This window comes from Acidicapsa acidisoli (genome assembly GCF_025685625.1).
Lineage (GTDB): Bacteria > Acidobacteriota > Terriglobia > Terriglobales > Acidobacteriaceae > Acidicapsa > Acidicapsa acidisoli.
Map to the genome: position 1 here is coordinate 410,894 of NZ_JAGSYI010000002.1, position 18,821 is coordinate 429,714.

Consider the following 18,821-nt stretch of genomic DNA (forward strand, 5'->3'; position numbering starts at 1 on the left):
TCGCCTTTCGTATGTGGCGATCGACGATCGACAGATTACAGACGGAGTTGACTGATTGGAGCGTGCTGATTTCGGAGTTCTTTCCGAGGCTGCCGACGATGACTACTTTGGTGAATGATCCGGCCACGGATTTCGCTTCCGGCTGGGTTGATTTGCTACCCTCGTGTCGAGGGAAAGAAGTGGACCAGGACACGATAGGTAAAGTGGCAGATGCCGCGGGCGAAATTGCAAAAACTACGGATACGGCGCTGAAACTCGCCGAAAGATTCAGCTTGTTCTTCAGGGGCACATTGGACACGGCTGGGAAAATGATCGAGAACGAGGTGAAGTTCATCGCGGCCAGACGCGGCCTCAGGCTGTCGGACAAGTGGGAAAGGCTTATGGACGCTCGCGGTTTGAGCGCACCTACGCGCCCGATACCTCCGAACTTTGCCCTACCTCTGCTCACTGCGGCCGTCCTCGAGGAAGACGACGAACTACAGGACACTTGGACCCGGCTTCTTGTGAACGCTGGCGATGCTGCGACCGAAATGGAGCTACGGAGCGCGTATGTCGAAATCTTGCGAGGCATGTCAGCCTTCGATGTGAAGAACCTAGCCGTGATGGCAGGAGCATCGCTATCGTTCCGAGGCAAGGTCGATGTACCAATTTTAGAGACCTGGAATCTGCCGAAGCTCGCCATAGCCCATAATGAGGCGTCCGGCGCTGGGGAGCCGCTGTCCGAGCCCGTTAGGATTTCGATCAATAATCTTAATCGGCTCGGGTGCATAGCCTCTGCATCATCGACGTTTGGCGGTCGACCTGTTTTCGCGTTCGCCACGATGACCAGCCTTGGGATTGCGTTATATAAGGCATGCTCCTGAATTCAGGGGCGTTGTAGCCGGGTGGAACGCCGCCGTCTCGCCTGGCGCGCTCACACATCACCTTTTGTTGAGATTTCTGACATGGGTCACTGCGGGGTGCAGGTGCCCCACATCTCGCTTTGTCAAGTTCCATAAGATGTGGGTTTCTCAAAGCCTGACGAAACCCTCGCAGGAGCGATCATAGTGTCTCTCCGCCGACCAACCATTCGAGCAAAACTGCAATCTTGCGCCGTGTAGTGCAATGCACTACACTCAAGTTTGACGCGAACGATACCAATCACAGTCGTCGAAACCCCGGAGTTCCTCGCCACGACTCGCAAGTTGCTGGACGAAGCAGAGCGAGCAGCGCTCGTGGATCATCTGGCGTACAACCCGTCCGCTGGGACGGTCATTCCCGGCACCGGCGGGATTCGTAAACTGCGCTGGGGGCTTGAAGGTCGCGGCAAGCGAAGCGGTGCAAGGGTGATCTACTTCTTCCACAACCTGGAAATGCCGCTATTCCTGCTGACAGCCTACGCCAAGAACGAGCGAGACGACCTGAATCACGCCGATTACGCCAGTTTCCAACAGTTGACCAAAATGCTCGTCGAATCCTACCGAATACGGAGGCTCAAGCCATGACCGCATCCTCTTCCTCGATCGCCGACAGCATCCGGCGCGGCCTTGAAGAAGCCTTGGTCTACGCCAAAGGCGCGGCAGATGAGAGCCTCTACAAGGCGCACATTCCAGCAAAGCTCGACGTAAAGGCCATTCGCACTCGCCTGAAAATGACACAGCAGGAGTTCGCCGCGCGTTTCGGCTTTAACATCACCACGCTGCGCCACTGGGAGCAAGGCCGACGCGCACCGGAAGGCCCAACTCGCGCTTATCTACTGGTCATCGACCGCGATCCCGATGCAGTACAGAAGGCGCTCCGCATCGCCTGATCCGCTGCCAGCTACCCAACACCTCGCGGCTGGGCGCAAGTCCAACTTAGCGTACACTTCAGCCTTGCGTAGAATTTCCTTTCCGAAGTGCATAATCAAAAGGCGGAGTTGTCTTTGTTCTTGCCCTTGCCTTTCTGGTCTGTTCTTCGGCAGGAAATTTGGGCAGCAAAAGCGCACAAAAACCGTCTAAAAACAGCGCTTTAGCGACCTAATTTCAACCGCAACCAACTCCTTTTCAATGACTTACAGCCACAAACAGGGGTGCCCCTACCCCCCACCCAAATTCGTTCCCTGTCTCTTCGCCCCTCAACCCGCACCAAGGCCCACAACAGGCCAAACTAGGATGCAGCCAGCCGTTCAATTTACTCTGAACAGAAGCCGTGGCCCATCCAGCAAACAACCTCGAATCTCCGCCCGCCTCCGCGTCCCCCGCATCCGGTGCTGACTCGCTCACCCCTTTCATGCGCCAATGGACCGTGGCCAAGAACGAGCATCCCGACACGCTGCTCTTCTTCCGCATGGGCGACTTCTATGAACTCTTTTACGACGACGCCATCGTCGCCGCCCGGGAGCTTCAGATCACCCTCACCGCCCGCGACCGCGAACGCGCCATCCCCATGTGCGGCGTCCCCTATCACTCTGCCGAAGGCTACCTTCAGCGGCTTCTGCGCAAAGGCTTCCGCATCGCCATCTGCGAACAGATGGAGGACCCCAAGCTCACCAAAAAGATCGTCCGGCGCGAAGTCACGCGCGTCCTCACCCCCGGCACCGCCTTCGACACCAGCCTGGGCCAGGAACAAAATAATTTTCTCGCCGCACTGCACGAAGACGGCGCAACCTCGGCGCTGGCGCTACTCGATCTCTCAACCGGCGAATTCCGCACCGCCGAATTCACCGGCCCAACAGCCCACAGCCAGGCAATCGACGAACTCCTGAAAGCGCAACCAAGCGAAGTGCTGCTTCCCGTCTCCGTGCCTGACGGCTTCGCCACCGAAATGGACCGCAGCGGCGAGAGAGTCGCAGCGCGAACCAGGGTAGATGACTGGGTCTGGACCCGCGATTACGCCGTTCCGCTGGTCGAACGCAAGCTCGGCGTCCGTTCGCTGGAAGGCTTCGGACTTTCCGGCCATCCAACAGCCGCCATCGCCGCAGGCGTGGTGCTGCACTATGTGCAATCCACGCAGAAACTCGACGCACTGCACCTCGATTCGCTGCGTTTCGTCGAACGCTCCAACGAGCTGCAGCTCGATCCCGTAACCGTCCGCAATCTCGAACTGGTCGAACCGCTGGTCTCCGGAACCGATACCCGATCCACGCTCTTCCACACCCTCGACGCCAGCCAGACACCGATGGGCAAGCGGCTGTTGCGCGCAACCATTCTGCGCCCGCTCTACGACGCGGACGCCATCAACAAACGCTACGAAGCAGTCGCCGAGGCTCACAGCGACCTCGTCCGCCGCGAAGAAATCCGCAAGGCATTCACTGGAATCCTTGATCTGGAGCGCCTGCTCGCGAGGCTATCGCTCGACAGCGCCGGTCCACGCGACGTAGCCGCGCTCGCCGCCAGCCTCGCAAGGCTACCTGCACTCCACAACTCGATGAAGGCCATGACTGCGCCCTTATGGCGCGATCTAACCACTCGGCTCGACACACTCATCGATATCGCAACGCTGGTCGAAAAAACACTCGCCGTCGAGCCGCCAGTCACTCTGGTCGATGGCGGAGTCATCGCTCCAGGTGTCTCCGCGGAATTAGACGAACTCCGCAGCATCAGCAGCAGCGGTCGCCAGTCCATCGCCGCGATTGAAGAGCGCGAGCGCGCCCGCACCGGCATCGCATCGCTCAAAGTGCGCTATAACTCCGTCTTCGGTTATTACATCGAGATCAGCAAGTCAAACCTCGCCAACGCGCCAGCCGACTACGAACGCAAGCAGACACTGGTCAACGCCGAGCGCTTTACCACTCCGGAATTGAAGGACTACGAAACCCGCGTCCTGACCGCGCACGACCGGGCCATCGAAATCGAGAAGCTGCTATTCGCGCAGTTGCGCCGCAGCGTTCTTGAAGCCGCAAGCCGAATCCGCCGCGCCTCGGCTGTGGTCGCCGAGGCTGATCTGCTTGCCGGCTTTGCGCACCTTGCTTCTGTGCGCGGCTACACGCGGCCCGAACTGGTGGACGAGCCGGTTCTCGAAGCCGTTGCGGCTCGTCATCCGGTGATCGAGAACTGGATGAGCGAATCCGGTACGACACGCTTCATCCCCAACAGTCTGTATCTCCACGGCCACAATCCGGAAGATGCCGAGCCGGGCAACACTGACCCCAGTCTGCTGCTCATAACCGGCCCCAACATGGGCGGCAAGAGCACCTATCTTCGCCAGGCCGCGATGTTGATTCTCATGGCGCAGATGGGCTGTTACGTTCCCGCCGCCAAAATGCGCTATGGCCTCGTCGACCGCATTTACACACGCATCGGCGCCAGCGACAATGTCGCGCGCGGACGCTCAACCTTCATGGTTGAGATGACCGAGACAGCGACGATTCTCAATACAGCAACCAGCAAGTCGCTGGTCCTGCTCGACGAGATGGGACGCGGCACAGCCACATTTGACGGCCTATCGCTGGCCTGGGCCACAGTTGAATTCCTGCACGCGGAAATTGGTGCGCGCACGCTCTTCGCCACTCACTATCATGAGTTGACGATGCTGGCTGAAAAGCTTCCCCGCGTCCTCAACCTGCGCGTAGCAGTCAAGGAATCCTCGTCTGGAATCGTCTTCCTGCACTCCATCGAACCAGGCGCAGCTTCGAAGAGCTACGGCATTGAAGTAGCCAGACTCGCCGGGCTGCCCAAGGCCGTCCTCGAACGTGCGCGCCATGTCCTTCGCCAACACGAAAAGCAGGAGCGCCGCAGCGTTCAGGTGGAGACTGCTGAGCCGGTGCAAATGACCATCTTCACCCCGCTTTCGCAACGCATCGTCGACCGGATCGCGGAAACCGATATCAACTCGCTGACTCCGCTGCAGGCGCTCAATCTGCTGGAGGAACTCAAGCAGGAGTTGGGCGAAACCGCTGCTCCGGCAGGCGGAAATCATCCCCGGAGCGCGCGATGACCCAGAACATTCGCCATGCGGCTGGCAGCCTGCTCGTCGTCGGTTTGTCCGGGACGGAATTGACGCGGCTGGAACGCGCCTGGCTCAAGCTGATTCAGCCCTCGGGAATCATCCTTTTTCGCCGCAATATTATCGATGCCGCGCAGACCCGCGCGTTACTTGCCGAATCGACCACTTACTGCAATCCGCACAGCCTGCGCTGCGTGGATATCGAAGGCGGAACGGTGGACCGTCTACGCGATGCCATCGCGCCCATGCCTTCCGCGCAGGCAGTGGCGCAGGCCGCACTCCGGAGCGGCGCAACCTCGCTTATGCTCCGGCATGGAGAACTGATTGCGCGGGAGACGCTGGCCTTCGGGTTCAACACGACACTGGCCCCGGTTCTCGACCTGGCGCTGCCGGAGTCCGCAGCCGTAATGGGCACGCGTTCCGCCGATGCGACTTCCGCCGGAGTAATCGCATACGCCCGCGCATTCCTGTCGGGTCTCGCGGCGCAAGGGGTGGTCGGGTGCGGCAAGCATTTTCCCGGACTTGGCGGGGGCAACCTCGATACTCACCTGGAGACACCGGCGATCGACCGCACCTTGCAGCAAATCTGGCAGGAGGATCTAGTGCCCTACCGGGAGCTTGCGGCGGAGCTGCCCATGGTAATGGTCAACCACGCTACGTACCCGGCAACGCGCAGCGGAGAGCGTCCCGCTACCGCCTCGGCCTACTGGGTGACTGCGATCTTGTTGCGGAAGATCGGCTACCGAGGGCTGGTATTCAGCGACGATATGGAGATGGGTGGCATCCTCAAGTATGCGCCCATGGAGGAAGCCGCAGTCTGCGCAATTCGCGCAGGGATTCATCTGATGGAGATCTGCCACAGTCCGGAATTGATCCTGCGCGCCTATGAGTCGCTGATTCATGAGGCTGAGCAATCGGCTGCCTTCCATAGATTGTTACTGGAGCGCGCCGCTGTTGCGCGACGATTGCGAAGATCTCGTTTCAACAAGCCTCTTTTGCGTGCTCTTTCCTCTGTGCAATTGGCCACGCTGAGGGAAGCAATATCGCAGTTCCGTCAGGAAATCGAGCAGGAGATCAAGCAGGAGAGGAAGGCGCGATGATCGTCGCTGGAATTATGAGCGGAACATCGGCCGACGGCATCGACATAGCTCTCGTCGACATTCGAGGGACTGGGAACGCTCTGCCGAAACTTCGTCTACTGGCTCACGAGGGATTTCCCTACCCCGCCGCACTGCGCAGATCCGTACTCGCTGCGATGAATGCTCAGTCGACTTCGACGGCAGAGCTGGCGCGGCTGAACTGGAGACTGGGGCTTGCTTACTCCGAAGCAGTTCGAGCCACGTTGGAACGCAATCCGATGAAATTGGCGCTGATCGGCTGCCACGGACAGACGCTGTATCACCAGCCCGTCGCGCAGGCTTACGCGGGAGCAAGATTCACCTGCACCTGGCAGGCAGGCGAGGCTTCCATTCTGGCTGGAGAGCTGGGTGTTCCGGTCGTTTCAAATTTTCGTCCTGCGGATATGGCCGCCGGTGGCCAGGGCGCGCCGCTGGTGCCATTGCTGGATTTTGTTCTCTTCCGCCATGCGAAGCGAGGCAGAGTTTTGCAGAACATCGGCGGCATTGCGAACCTCACAGCGATCCCGCCCGGCGCATCCGAAGACGAAACGCAGGCTTACGATTCCGGACCCGGAAACATGCTGATCGACGCGCTCATGATGGAGCTTTACCGCAAACCGATGGATGCAGGCGGCGCAGTGGCCGCTACTGGCGCTGTGCTCCAGGCGGTGCTGCAAAAGGCTCTGCGTCATCCTTTTCTGCGCAAAGATCCCCCGAAGACGGCTGGGCGGGAGCAGTTCGGGCGCGAATATGCCGCATGGTTTCTTGCGGAGTGCCACAAGATCAGCAAACGCAAGCAGGATGCAGTCGCCACAGCCACGGCGTTCACTTCGGCTTCCATCGTCGAGGCGTATCTGCGCTTTGCCGCAGCCTCGATGGGCACAGCGCCAGTCGACTACATCGTTTCGGGTGGAGGCGCGCGGAATGCAACGCTGATGAACCAGCTCGTCGCGTTGCTCAAGCCGCACAACTGCAGGATCACAACCATCGACGCTTTCGGAATGCCTGCGGAGGCGAAAGAGGCCGCGGCCTTTGCGCTGCTGGCCTGGCAGACATGGCATCGCCGCCCCGGCAACGTGCCCTCGGCTACCGGTGCAAACCGTCCGGCGATTCTTGGCCAGGTGACGTATGCATAGGTTTGCTGCCCTTGCCGCGATGCTGGGACTACTTTTTCTCACCGCGTGTCACAGTCCAAAAGTGGACCGCAACACGGTGGTTTTTCTCATCGAGAGCAGTCCTACGAATCTCGACCCGAGGATCGGGACGGATGCGCAATCCGAGCACATCGATGAACTGATATTCGATGGTCTGGTGGTGCGGGATGCGAGCTTCCGCGTCGCGCCTGGACTTGCGGAGCGATGGGACCAGCCCGATCCTCTCACGCTGATCTTCCATCTGCACCCAAATGTGCACTTCAGCGATGGCCGGCCGCTGACCTCGCGTGATGTTGTGTGGACGCTCAACTCGATGCGCAATGGAGCCATCATCACTCCGAAGGCAGCCAGCTACCTCTCGGTCGCAAGTATCGATGCTCCCGATCCGATGACGGTCGTGCTGCATCTCAAATTTCCCGACAACTTTCTTCTGACCAACCTATCGGCGGGCGCGATGGGCATTGTGCCGTACGGCAGCGGCCGCGACTTCTGGCAGCATCCCGTCGGCTCTGGTCCGTTCCGGTTTGTGAGCCAGGAGATCGACAAGGAAGTGGTGATCGAGCGCAATCCATTGAGTTGGCGGGGAGACGCATCGCAAGGCAATATCCAGCGGGTGCGCTTCGCAGTCGTGCCCGATCCGATTACACGCGCCCTCGAACTGCGCAAAGGCTCGGCAGATCTGGAGAGCAATTCCCTGCTGCCGGATATGTTTCCGGTGTTGGAGGCTGAGAAGCATCTGGCGGTGGAAAGCGTGAGCGGAACGCAGGTGCAGTACATCGCATTCAACACCATCGATCCAATTCTTCGCGATGTGCGCGTACGGCAGGCGATTGCCTGTGCCATCGACATTCCCCTCATTCTGAAGACGCTCCAGGCTGGCCGCGCCAAAGCTGCCGTAAGCCTGCTGCCGGAGAAGCACTGGGCATGGACGGGCGACGTGGCGCGTTACGAATACAACCCAGCGCGCGCCCAACAACTGCTCGACGAAGCCGGGTACCGGCGAGGCTCCAGCGGGATGCGTCTACACCTGACGATGAAGACCAGTACCGACGAAGGCACGCGCCTGCTGGCCGCGACTTTGCAGCAGCAGTTGGCGGCAGTGGGAATCAATCTCGATATCCGGAGTTACGAATCGGCGACTTATCTTCAGGATCTGATGCGGGGTTCGTTCCAGATATATGCGCTGCGCTGGATAGGAGGCAACGAGCAGCCGGATATCTTCGGCTATGCCTTCAGCACGGCGCGGATACCGCCCAAAGGTGCTAACCGCGGCCGCTATCACAATGTGGAACTCGATGCCCTGCTTGACGATGCGGGTAAATCGACCAATCAGGACAGGCGGCGTGCCGACTATGTGCGGATACAGCAGATTCTGGCCCGCGATCTGCCCGCATTCAATCTCTGGTACAAGGATTCGATCGTCGTACACAACCGGCGGCTGAGCGGGATCGCGATAAGTCCCTCGGGCAGCTTCGAATTTCTGACCACAGCGAAGGTGCGAATGTAACGGGTCGTTACAATCGAAGCAAGAATTCGTTACATGCCAATCGGTAAACTTTCCTTCCTACCACCTCGTCTACTTGGGCAGGAAAAGCGCCAGTCCAGGTTTCAATTTCATATTTTTCACCGGTCGATTTCCTGGTTCTGGTACGGCGCAATTGGTCCTGCTGGCCAGACCTGGACTAGCGAAGTTTGCGGGTTGTTGGGAGAAGATATGCAAGCGAATATCAAGAGATCCAATGTCAGTTTCGCCCTGCGAAGCGCGGCTCTGCTGCTGAGTATTTCGTGGCTTCCGGCGATGGCTTTGCCGCTAGCCGATGGCGTGACCGGCGGTATCGCCGGCCAGACGCCGGCTCCGGCAGCCAACCGGTTTCTCGGCACAATCACTGCTGTTGGATCTGGAATGCTGACGGTAAAGACCGACGCCGGCGCGGAACACAAGGTCACGGTTCCGGACGGCGTTCGAATCCAGCGCATTGCACCTGGCGCCAAGGATCTGAGCAACGCGGCGACCATCCAGTTCAGCGATCTCGCGGTCGGAGACAGGGTGCTTGTTCGGCTATCTCCGGACTCGACGACCGACCCGGTGACTGCAATTTCAATCGTAGCGATTCCTCAGGCCGACCTGGCCCAGAAACAGCAGCAGGATCGTGAGGACTGGCAGCGCAACGGAGTCGGCGGTTTGGTGAAGAGCGTCGACGCCGGAACGGGCGTGGTGGTGATCGTATCCGGAGCGGGAGCGACGCAGAAGACGATTACGCTGCACACCACTCCGACGACGGTGCTCCGGCGATACGCAGAGAATTCGGTCAGCTTCGATCAGGCCAAGCCCGCGCCGATTGAAACGATCCAGGCTGGCGACCAGTTGCGCGCCCGCGGCGCCAAAAATGCCGATGGGACTGAGTTGGCGGCGGTTGAGGTGGTTTCCGGCAGCTTTCGCAATATATCCGGAACGATCAGCTCAATTAACGCATCGGCCATGACGATTGCGCTCAAGGATCTGCTCACCAAGCAGAACGTTACGGTGCACATCGGTCCGGAGGCCCAGATGCGAAAGCTGCCGGACATGATGGCGAAGGCGCTCGCGGCGATGACCAAGCCGGGTGAAGGGAATGGCGCGGGCGCCGGATCTGGTTCGGGTCAAGGTTCAGGTCAAAATTCAGCTCAGGGTTCCTCTCAAGGTGGTCAGCAACCGGCTGGAAATGTTGCTACTGGAGGACAAGCCGGTGGCGCGCGTCCGGCTTACGGAGCACAAGGTGGCGCGGGAGGCGAATCCAACCAGGGCAGACGCGGAGGCGGCGATTTGCAACAAATGCTGAACCGCGCCCCCGCCATTCACCTCGCGGATTTGCAAAAGGGCGACGCTGTCATGCTGGTTTCAACGCAGGGCTCAGCCGAAGTGACTGCGGTCACGCTGCTGGCTGGCGTCGAACCTTTGCTTCAGGCTCCTGCTTCGACACAGAACATGCTGCTCTCCAACTGGAACATGAGTTCCGGTGGGGCTGAAGCGGCTCAATAACTGAAAGTTCATTTGGATTTATACGACATTGGGGGATAAGTGTACGCAAAACTAACATCTCTAACTCACGCCGTGCTCGCCATTTCCTTTGCGGTGCTTTTGAGCGCAACGGCTGGCTTCGCGCAGGCGCCTTCGCAATCTCCGCCGCAGACAGGGTCGAAGACGGCGGCGCAAGCGACATTTCACGGCAAGATCTCTGACCCAACGGGAGCTTTGATACCGGGCACAACCGTCACCATCAGCAACTCCCAGGGTCAAACGGTCGCATCAGCCACTGCGGACGCGGCGGGCAGCTATGAAGCGCGCGTTCCGGCTCCGGGCATCTATACGGTGACAGCAACATATCAAAACTTTGCGCCATTTGTCTCCCAGGGAATCGTAGTTGCGGCGGGGCAAGCGAAGCACGTCGACATTACAATGGCGATCCAGACTGCGCAACAGACGGTCACGGTGACGGATGACAGTCCAACCGTGAGCGTGGAGGCCGATCAAAATTCCACCAGTATCGTGATCAAGGGCAAGGATCTGGAGGCTCTGTCGGACGATCCGGATGAGCTTTCGAACGAGCTTTCTGCACTTGCGGGGCCATCGGCCGGGCCGAACGGCGGGCAGATCTACATCGACGGCTTTACGGGCGGCCAACTTCCGCCGAAGTCGTCCATCCGCGAGATTCGCGTGAACCAGAATCCTTATTCCGCCGAATTCGACCGGCTCGGATTCGGTCGCATCGAGATCCTCACCAAGCCCGGTACCGACCATTTACACGGTCAGTTCATGGTGCAGGGGAATGACAGCAATTTCAATACCGGCGACCCGTTTACCCCGAATGTTCCGGGGTACTACAACTACCAATACAACGGCACATTGAATGGTTCGCTCAACAAGAGCACATCGTTCTTTATCTCCGCGGAACATCGTTCGATCAACAACGAGAATATCTTCGATACGCCGTGCGACGCCCTTGGAAACTGCCCTGGCGATATCAATGGCGCAATCGCGAACCCGCATTCACGAACGAATGTCTCACCGCGCATCGACTTCCAGATCGGACAGAAGAACACCCTGACGATGCGCTACCAGTACTACCACGACTCTGAATCCGGGGACATCAGCGCGACTCAGTTGCCGACGCTCTCGAACAGCGTAACAACCAACGATAACAGTATTCAGATCAGTGACACCGAAGTGATCAGCGATCACATCGTCAACGAGACGCGCTTCCAATACGACCGCGCGCTCGCGTATACGACCCCCGTCAGTACTGCTCCGACGATCCAGGTGCAGGAATCGACATTTACGGCGGGGGGAAACCCGTCGCAGAATGTGCACGACCATACGGATCGATGGGAGTTTCAGAACCTCACTACGATGTCGCTGGGAAAACACGCGGTCAAGTTTGGGACGCGGCTTCGCGACAGCCGGGACGCCAACTTTGCCGACTCGGGCTTCAACGGCACGTTCACCTTCGCTTCCCCTTCGGACTATTCGAGCGCGGTCCAGAGCGCGCTGAATGGCACGACCGCAACTATCGCGCCCAGTCAATTGACCTACGCCACCGGCGTTCAGAGCGCAGTGGGGAATGTCTTCGATGGTGCGGCTTTTATTCAGGATGACTGGAGATTCAATTCGCGCCTGACGCTATCGGGAGGGCTGCGCTGGGAATCGCAAAACCATGTTGCCGATCATGACGACTGGGCGCCGAGGTTTTCGATGGCCTATGCGCTGGACGGCATGAAGGGCAAGCAGGCCAAGACCGTCCTGCGCGCCGGGTATGGCATCTTTTACGATCGCCTTCCGATTGCCAACTTCCTGACGATCAATCGCTCCATCCTGCAACAACAGTACACGCTTGGCCAGACGAACCCTGTGAGCCCAGATTGCTTTACTAAGAGCTTCACGGCCTTTGACTCGACTGCCTGCGGGACGGGCACGACTGGGAAGCGATCGCTGTACCAGGTAGATCCCACATATCACTCGCCGTATACGCAGCAGTTTGGAGCGAGCATCGAGCGCCAGCTTACCAAGGCACAGACGGTGACGGTGACCTATCTCCACTCGCAGGGCGTGCATCAGTTGGTCGAGATCAACGCCAATGCGCCTTACAGTCCAACCTACAACGCAGCGCTGGGCAACGTGTATCAGTACTTTCCCGAGGGCATTTACAAGCAGGATCAGATGATCGTGAATACGAATGCCCGCTTCAGTCCCAACTTCAATATATTCGGCTTCTATACGTTGAGCTTCGCGCATACGGATGGAGCGGGCGGGTCGATTGCGTCGAACTCGAACAATCTCAGCCAGGATTACGGGCGGGCAAGCTTTGTCTCGCGCAATCAAGTCTTCCTGATAGCCAACTATCTCGGGCCAAAGGGGATCCGCTTCAACCCGTTCCTGATTGCGCAAGCAGGCAGGCCTTTCAACATTGTCACCGCAAGCGACAACAATGGCGACTCCTTCTTTAACGACCGGCCATACGTAGCGAATAGCTCGGAATGTTCTGCGGGTGCGAACGATTTTTATCAGACTTCCTATGGATGCTTCGATACCAACGCGACTCCTCTGGCGGGCGAAACGCTGCTGGCCAATAATGCCGGGCATGGACCTGCGGCTGTGGCTTTGAATCTGCGCATCAGCCGCGCGTTTGGAGTCGGGCCAAAGCTGGAGAAAGCTGACGCGAACGCCAACCAGGGCGGGCCTCCGGGAGATGGCGGACCTCGAGGCGGACGCGGGGGCGGCGGACCGGGCGGTGGATTTGGACCGGGCGGTTTCGGTGGGGGCGGTGGTGGTCGCGGCGGACCCGGCGGCATGTTTGCACCAACAGCCACAGGGCGGAAGTACACCCTGACATTCAGTGCTCAGGCGCTGAACCTCTTCAACGATATCGACTACGGCACACCGATTGGAACCGTCGGGAACAGCGAATTCGGAAAATCACGAAGCCTGCAGGGCGGTATCTTCTCACAAGGCGCGGCGGCTCGGCGGATCTTCTTTCAGACGGTCTTCAGCTTCTAACTCATGCTGTGAATTTCAAGCGTGGGGCTACTATGGCCCCGCGCTTTTCTGTTCCATAAATGAACCGTTCCTTCTGCAGCGAATACGCACAACAATGGCATAATCGGCGCGCGGTAGCGCCCTACGGCCTGCGCTCCGCCGGAAATGAGCAGGAAATACAGCGCGATCCCCACGACTGTCAGGGCGGCAGGAGTTGTGCGATCGGCACTCGCGAAACCGTACATTGCAAGGCAATAAATCAAAAGCAGAAAGCCTTCGAGCAGAACCATCGCAATGGTCACGCCGGGATGAGTTGAGTAGATTCGCAAAGCCGATGCCATAACGCCTTCGTTCACGATGCGGCGCGGCATCGAGCAAGGCGAAGGGTACGCACCCAGCAGTTGAAGCAACTCTGCCGCGCCGGGCGTGAATGCTACCAATCCGACGCCTGCGATGTGCGTCTTCAGGTACAGTACAGGGTGTTGCGCCAGTACACTGATTGCCTGTTCGCGCATGAAGTGAAGCCGCTGGGCCTGGCTCCATTGACGCTGCTCAGGATGCATGGTGATATAAGCGGATTCGTCAGGATAGCCTAGCTTGTCCTGCTCCGCGCCAAGAGTCGTATGTTCCAACTCTGCAGTAACTTCGGCTGACTGAAAGAAATATAGATTCTGTTCGACGATGCTGGAGAAACCGCTGTAGCCTGTTTCGATGGAATTGCGTATTTGCCATGCTGCCAGCCATGGTAAGGAACTTACAAGCAAAACTGCGGGTGCCTTCCACCACAGGTCACGTTGTTTCCCGGCTGTAAGAGCGATGCCAATGGCGAGCGCTATTACAAGATAGTAGCTGACCGGACGCACAAAGGTTGCTGCCGCCAGGAATACGCCGGCGAGGGCCAACGGCGCCACCTTGCCTGACTTCTGCCACGCTGTCAGCCGCTCGATAACGACGAGAACAAGAAAGACAAACAGCGTCTCCGGCATTACCCGAATGGTTGAGGCGATCGATAGCGGCTCGCAGGCATACAGCCACGCAGCCTTTGTTCCCGCGTTGCGATGGGGAAAGATCCGTTCGGCGATCTTCCGCACCAGAAGCAGGGATGCCAGCGAGACGAGGATCTGCGCCACGAGGGTCAACAATACATTCCCGAAGAGCGTGCCGGTGAGCAGGGCAAAGAGGGGAAACCCGGGTGTTCGATCTGTCTCCGGCAACCCGGAGGTCGTGAACGCGCCATGCAAGATAAGATTCCGGCCAGGCTCAAGATAGCTGGGGGTATCGCCCTGCGTCATCACACTGGTTCCGGTAAGAAGGAACGCCGCGAACATAAGACCGAGCCGCAACGCGGCGGCGACCACCAGTGGCGCCAATGTTGCTTTGTCTAATTCCGAATTGAGTTCTAGATTGATCCTTCGTTGAAGGCTGTGAAGCCGGTTTTTCATGCGGTTTTCCCGTTGAGGGTTTGTAAGTAGAGTTCTTCCCATTGCACGGCTATTGCGTTCATCGAAAACTGCTTAACGATTCGCTCGCGGCCATCTCTTCCGAGTACTCTTCGTTCCTTCTCGGTCAATGTCATTACTTCCAGCATCGCTGCCGCAAGCGCGTTGCTGTCCTTTGCAGGAACGACGAATCCTGCATTCCCAACCAACTCGCGAACTCCGCCCACGTCGGTCGCAACGATAGGCTTTTCCATCGCCATTGCCTCGCCGATCGCCAGTGGCAAGCCCTCCCATGCCGATGAGAGTACGAAGCCATCGGCGGCATCGAGCAGATCGACAATGTCCCGACGGAGGCCGAGCAGCCTGACTCCATCGGCTGATCCGACATGAGGTGTGCCAGGTTCTACATGCGAGCGATCTCCTTCGCCGGCGATCCATAAAGACGTGCCTGGACGCTCTGGACGGGCGGCGCGCAGTTGGGCAAAAGCGCGCAGGAGATTGGGAAAATCCTTGGCCGGAGCGAGGCGGCCCACAGCGAGCCAGAGGAAGTCGTCGCCCGCGAGCATCTCCGCGCGCATCTTCTTGCGGCGGCTGCGATCGGGCGTGAACGCGTCTGTATCGATGCCGTTGGTGAGCACGCGCATCTTGATAGCAGGCACTGCACGCAGCTCCACGAAGCGCTGCGCGGCAGCGGCGCTCACTGCCGTAACCTGATCCACAAGAGGATCGGTGCAACGGTAAAGGAACATCCGATGCCAGCCGCCTTCATAGACATTGTGAATCGTGTTGATGACGCGCGGTGCGGAGGCTGAGCCTGAGCTTTTGCCTTGCAGCATCCATCGCAGCGTGCGAGTGAACAGGTTTGCCGGAAATGTGTGGCTGTGGAGGATATCGGGACGGAAGAGAGTGACAAAGTTCTTCGCGAAACGTAAGCCACGAAGAATACCCATCGGTGTCTTGCGCAGGTTCAAACGCAAGACCGGAATTTTCACGGGCCATTCCTCGTCCGCATGTTTCAAGACAATGAGCGCAACGGTATGGCCTCTTGCGGCCATGCGCTCCGCGAGTGCGACCACCTGCTTCTCTGCTCCGCCTATTCCAAGGGAAGTTAATATATAGAGGATTCGCACGATTCCCGCATCCGCAGTGATGTGGAAATCATACCCTGTCCAGTTGAGTTCCGCGGACTAGGTCTCTGTCTTTCGGAATAGATGCCTTAAAAAGGTATCGACAGCCAGATAACCCGGACCAAGAATCAGGATGAGCAGGGTAGCGAACCAATCGTTATAGGCCGATGCCGCGGTGAACTTGTCAGGGTCGCTGAGGATCGCCGCAAAGGCCTCCGGCTCAGCCGCCAGATAAGCCACAGTCATGTTGACAAAAAGCATCAAGGCGATCAGCCGGGTGCCGATGCCGAGCGCGAAAAGTGCGCCTCCCACAAGCTCCAGCAGCGACACCCCGATCGCGGTCACGTGAGGCTGGGGAAGATTCAGCGAGGTGAAGAAGTCTGTGACTTTATCCAGATGATGCAGTTTTCCCCATCCGTCCTGGACTAACTCCCAGCCCCAGTAGAGGCGTATCGCCAACAATAACGGGCTTTTCAGGTAATTCAACAGTGCGACAGCCGAATCATACAGTTTTACAAGACGTCGAATCATTCTCAGTTCTCTTCCGATCTCTTTCCTGACTTTTCCATGAGTGCTTATAGATTTGCGGGGGTATCAGCTGGTTTGCAGATCCAACCCAGCTCTGCCCATTGAGCGAACCACGCTCTCACTTGATTGATCTGTGTTCCTATGGCCATATGTGAGCCGGCGAAGCCAGCTTCCAAAGCTTCGGACAGAGTGCGGCCTTCACGGAGTGCAGTGAGAGTGCGGTACTCGGCGTGAGTGAGGCGCTTGTAGTAGAGAGAAAAGTCGGCGCGATGCACTGCCAGCCATGTGGCTCGCTTGCGCAGGCGCAACGGTGCGTAGTGTTCTTCTTCCTGCGCCTCGGGCCTAGCGCCCGCTTCACTGGATTCCCTCTTTTGACGGCGATGCATGTCAAGAACGATGTCGTCCGCTGGATACTGAAGCGCAAGCAACTGGACATAAGGCTGCAATGCGAAGCGCGACTCGGCATGGACGGCTGCGACCTCCGCAGGGCTTAAGGGCGCGAGTTCGGCATTGTCGAACGCCTCGATGCAGGCCCACTCGACGCTTACGACATCCAGGGCCAACGCCAGCCTGCGTCCCGCGTACTCCGAATTTTGAGATAGCCATGCATAAAGTTTAGATCCCAGGTTTCTGAGCGTGAAAGATCGGCTCGGATGGGCCGCCAGATAGGCGTTCATCAGCGCGTCAAATCGCTCGGCGCCTACGACTGACCTGAGAGCAGGAAAATCCTCGGTGAAGGCGCTTTGCAGCCGAAACCAATACTGCCGGTTGTATATCTCAAGACGCTCGAAGGCGGTCAGTCTATTATTCGGCGCAATAAACTGTTCGGCGACCTCCGCCATGGCCCGGCCATTCCAACGCCCGGTGACGTCGTGCGATTGCATCTCTTCGTCTGCCGTCAGTGGCTGCATGACTGCGGCGCACATGGTTCGCTGCAAGTCCTCAAGCTTCATCGGCACATTCATGATCTGGCTCATCGCGCCGCTCCTGCCAACTCGGCTTCGTCCGCCTGAGCCTTCGCCGGAAGAAGATAGCGCTCTGCCTTGCGAGCCTCGTTCCAGACCTCTTCGAAAGACGGTATCCGATCGTCCCATTCGAGCAGCGTTGGCGTCGGACCACAGCGCTCGATGGCACGTGCGTAGAGTTCCCAGACAGGGTCGATCACTGGATGGTCGTGGGTGTCCAGAATGTACTTCTCGTAACGGGTGTGCCCAGCGATGTGAATCTGCGCGACGCGTTCAGCTGGAATCGCGTTCACGTAATCCATGGGCGCGAAATCATGGTTGACCGAGGAGACGTAGATGTTATTCACATCGAGAAGAATGCCGCAATCGGCGCGCTCGACGACTTCGTTCAGAAACTCCCACTCGGTCATTTCCGAAGCGACAAATTCCGCATAGCTACTGACGTTTTCAACGGCTACCGGAATCTCAAGAAAGTCCTGCACTTCGCGAATGCGGGCCGCTGTTTTCTCGACGGCCTCCCACGTGTATGGCAAAGGCAACAAATCATGCGAGTAGGTTCCGTCGATGCTGCCCCAACACAGATGGTCGGAGAGCCACGGCGTTTTCGTGCGCTTCGTCAGGCTCTTGAGGCGGCGCATGTGTTCCGGATCGGAGCCTTGTGCGCCGCCGAAATACATGGACACGCCGTGCTGAACTACCTTGTATCGTTCCATGATGCGGTCGAGCATGTGAAGCGGCCGACCGCCGTCGATCATGTAGTTCTCGGAGATGATTTCGAACCAGTCCACCGCAGGCTGGTGAGCAAAGATATGTTCGTAGTGGGGAATGCGCAAACCGATGCCGACACCGTGATTCTGGAATGCATTGAACCGGTTTCCGGCCATAAATTACCTCTTAATAGGTGGATGAAAAAAGAATTGCAAGGCAACACAATGTTGTATGCCAAGACGGGGGAGAGCCAGGCGGCCCATCCCCGTCATCGCTTTATCTCATCGAAAAGTTGAGAGTGTGGAACAGAATCAAGGTTAGTGGTTAGGCAGCCTTCGGCGGCTTGGAACCGTCAGTGGCGCAACCGCCCTTGCCCTTGCAGCTGTTCTTGCCCTTGCAGCCGTTGTCGCTGGACTTGCAACCACCCTTGCCCTTGCAATCGTTCTTGCCTTTGCAAGAGTGCTTGTCGGTGGTCGTGTCCTGACCGACGAGGCGAACGCCTGCCGTGGAAGACTTCACGCTGTTCTGGCCAGCGCCGTTGGTTACAGGCTGCGCTGCGGCCATCGTGCCGCCAACGAGACCAGTGAGAGCGGCGCTGAGCAGAAGTGCATTGAGAGAAGTTTTCATCTTGGGTTTCCTCGCTTGGGTTTGTTGGCGGAGTGACTCCGCGCGTGAGTGCCGAAGCAGAGGCGATCAGCGTTCCGTTTGCCTCTGCAGGGAGGGTGAATCGACCCGTAGGAGTGACGCTACGAGCCAAAGGTTACAACGCGCAAGAAGAAAATGCACAAGTGATCAATTTGAAACCTTAAATTCATTTGGTAACTTAGTTCCCCTCAGATACCAAAATTCGAAACGAATGGAGACCGG

At 58.3% G+C, this 18,821-nt stretch carries 15 protein-coding genes; 9 read left to right on the plus strand and 6 right to left on the minus strand.

Annotation, left to right across the window (positions count from 1 at the left end; genetic code table 11):
* The first annotated feature begins 98 nt into the window (after positions 1-98).
* The 9 genes from OHL23_RS11695 to OHL23_RS11735 all read left to right on the plus strand — a co-directional run bounded on the left by OHL23_RS11695 (position 99) and on the right by OHL23_RS11735 (position 13,208).
* On the plus strand, positions 99-863 hold the full coding sequence (locus OHL23_RS11695) for a DUF4393 domain-containing protein (RefSeq protein ID WP_263352064.1): 765 nt from the start codon (positions 99-101) through the stop codon (positions 861-863).
* 258 nt (positions 864-1,121) lie between these two features.
* Positions 1,122-1,484, plus strand: coding sequence for a type II toxin-antitoxin system RelE/ParE family toxin (locus OHL23_RS11700; RefSeq protein ID WP_263352065.1), 363 nt, complete (start codon positions 1,122-1,124; stop codon positions 1,482-1,484).
* On the plus strand, positions 1,481-1,789 hold the full coding sequence (locus OHL23_RS11705; RefSeq protein ID WP_263352066.1) for a helix-turn-helix domain-containing protein: 309 nt from the start codon (positions 1,481-1,483) through the stop codon (positions 1,787-1,789). Before OHL23_RS11700 ends, OHL23_RS11705 begins: the two co-directional genes overlap by 4 nt.
* A 461-nt stretch (positions 1,790-2,250) precedes the next feature.
* Positions 2,251-4,896 carry a DNA mismatch repair protein MutS gene (gene mutS, locus OHL23_RS11710; protein WP_263353226.1) on the plus strand — a complete coding sequence of 882 codons (2,646 nt, stop codon included), beginning with the start codon at positions 2,251-2,253 and terminating at the stop codon, positions 4,894-4,896.
* The gene (nagZ, locus tag OHL23_RS11715) at positions 4,893-6,005 is read left to right on the plus strand and encodes a beta-N-acetylhexosaminidase (protein ID WP_263352067.1); all 1,113 of its coding nucleotides are present in this window, start codon (positions 4,893-4,895) and stop codon (positions 6,003-6,005) included. Before mutS ends, nagZ begins: the two co-directional genes overlap by 4 nt.
* Positions 6,002-7,159, plus strand: a complete 1,158-nt coding sequence (locus OHL23_RS11720; protein WP_263352068.1) for an anhydro-N-acetylmuramic acid kinase — start codon at positions 6,002-6,004, stop codon at positions 7,157-7,159. Before nagZ ends, OHL23_RS11720 begins: the two co-directional genes overlap by 4 nt.
* Entirely contained in the window at positions 7,152-8,684 is a 1,533-nt protein-coding gene (locus OHL23_RS11725) for an ABC transporter substrate-binding protein (protein WP_263352069.1), read from the plus strand. Before OHL23_RS11720 ends, OHL23_RS11725 begins: the two co-directional genes overlap by 8 nt.
* A 207-nt stretch (positions 8,685-8,891) precedes the next feature.
* Complete coding sequence (locus OHL23_RS11730; protein WP_263352070.1) at positions 8,892-10,196, plus strand: DUF5666 domain-containing protein; 1,305 nt, start codon at positions 8,892-8,894, stop codon at positions 10,194-10,196.
* Between the two features lie 39 nt (positions 10,197-10,235).
* A complete protein-coding gene (locus OHL23_RS11735) occupies positions 10,236-13,208 on the plus strand; it encodes a TonB-dependent receptor (RefSeq protein ID WP_263352071.1) in 2,973 nt (990 codons plus the stop codon).
* On the opposite strand, the gene OHL23_RS11740 is transcribed toward OHL23_RS11735, so the two are convergent.
* The 6 genes from OHL23_RS11740 to OHL23_RS11765 form a co-directional block, all read right to left on the minus strand.
* Complete coding sequence (locus OHL23_RS11740; protein WP_263352072.1) at positions 13,205-14,629, minus strand: ArnT family glycosyltransferase; 1,425 nt, start codon at positions 14,627-14,629, stop codon at positions 13,205-13,207. The two genes, OHL23_RS11735 and OHL23_RS11740, sit on opposite strands and share 4 nt — an antisense overlap.
* Positions 14,626-15,756: a glycosyltransferase gene (locus OHL23_RS11745; protein ID WP_263352073.1), complete on the minus strand. Its 1,131-nt coding sequence runs from the start codon at positions 15,754-15,756 to the stop codon at positions 14,626-14,628. The genes OHL23_RS11740 and OHL23_RS11745 overlap by 4 nt, the downstream gene beginning before the upstream one ends.
* A 57-nt stretch (positions 15,757-15,813) precedes the next feature.
* Positions 15,814-16,284, minus strand: a complete 471-nt coding sequence (locus OHL23_RS11750) for a DoxX family protein (protein ID WP_263352074.1) — start codon at positions 16,282-16,284, stop codon at positions 15,814-15,816.
* Positions 16,285-16,328: 44 nt separating this feature from the next.
* Entirely contained in the window at positions 16,329-17,258 is a 930-nt protein-coding gene (locus tag OHL23_RS11755) for an HvfC/BufC N-terminal domain-containing protein (protein WP_263352075.1), read from the minus strand.
* Positions 17,255-18,130 (minus strand): MNIO family bufferin maturase, encoded by an 876-nt coding sequence (bufB, locus tag OHL23_RS11760; RefSeq protein WP_263352076.1) that lies wholly within the window; start codon positions 18,128-18,130, stop codon positions 17,255-17,257. The genes OHL23_RS11755 and bufB overlap by 4 nt, the downstream gene beginning before the upstream one ends.
* Positions 18,131-18,278: 148 nt before the next feature.
* Positions 18,279-18,581, minus strand: a complete 303-nt coding sequence (locus OHL23_RS11765) for a hypothetical protein (RefSeq protein ID WP_263352077.1) — start codon at positions 18,579-18,581, stop codon at positions 18,279-18,281.
* Between the last annotated feature and the right edge of the window lie 240 nt (positions 18,582-18,821).

What these genes read in the sequence shown, in the direction of transcription:
- OHL23_RS11765 (WP_263352077.1), bottom strand. Translation starts at nt 18,581, where the DNA reads ATGAAAACTTCTCTCAATGCACTTCTGCTCAGCGCCGCTCTCACTGGT.
- OHL23_RS11755 (WP_263352075.1), bottom strand. Translation starts at nt 17,258, where the DNA reads ATGAGCCAGATCATGAATGTGCCGATGAAGCTTGAGGACTTGCAGCGA.
- OHL23_RS11725 (WP_263352069.1), top strand. Translation starts at nt 7,152, where the DNA reads ATGCATAGGTTTGCTGCCCTTGCCGCGATGCTGGGACTACTTTTTCTC.
- OHL23_RS11740 (WP_263352072.1), bottom strand. Translation starts at nt 14,629, where the DNA reads ATGAAAAACCGGCTTCACAGCCTTCAACGAAGGATCAATCTAGAACTC.
- OHL23_RS11695 (WP_263352064.1), top strand. Translation starts at nt 99, where the DNA reads ATGACTACTTTGGTGAATGATCCGGCCACGGATTTCGCTTCCGGCTGG.
- bufB (WP_263352076.1), bottom strand. Translation starts at nt 18,130, where the DNA reads ATGGCCGGAAACCGGTTCAATGCATTCCAGAATCACGGTGTCGGCATC.
- OHL23_RS11705 (WP_263352066.1), top strand. Translation starts at nt 1,481, where the DNA reads ATGACCGCATCCTCTTCCTCGATCGCCGACAGCATCCGGCGCGGCCTT.
- nagZ (WP_263352067.1), top strand. Translation starts at nt 4,893, where the DNA reads ATGACCCAGAACATTCGCCATGCGGCTGGCAGCCTGCTCGTCGTCGGT.
- OHL23_RS11720 (WP_263352068.1), top strand. Translation starts at nt 6,002, where the DNA reads ATGATCGTCGCTGGAATTATGAGCGGAACATCGGCCGACGGCATCGAC.
- OHL23_RS11730 (WP_263352070.1), top strand. Translation starts at nt 8,892, where the DNA reads ATGCAAGCGAATATCAAGAGATCCAATGTCAGTTTCGCCCTGCGAAGC.
- mutS (WP_263353226.1), top strand. Translation starts at nt 2,251, where the DNA reads ATGCGCCAATGGACCGTGGCCAAGAACGAGCATCCCGACACGCTGCTC.
- OHL23_RS11750 (WP_263352074.1), bottom strand. Translation starts at nt 16,284, where the DNA reads ATGATTCGACGTCTTGTAAAACTGTATGATTCGGCTGTCGCACTGTTG.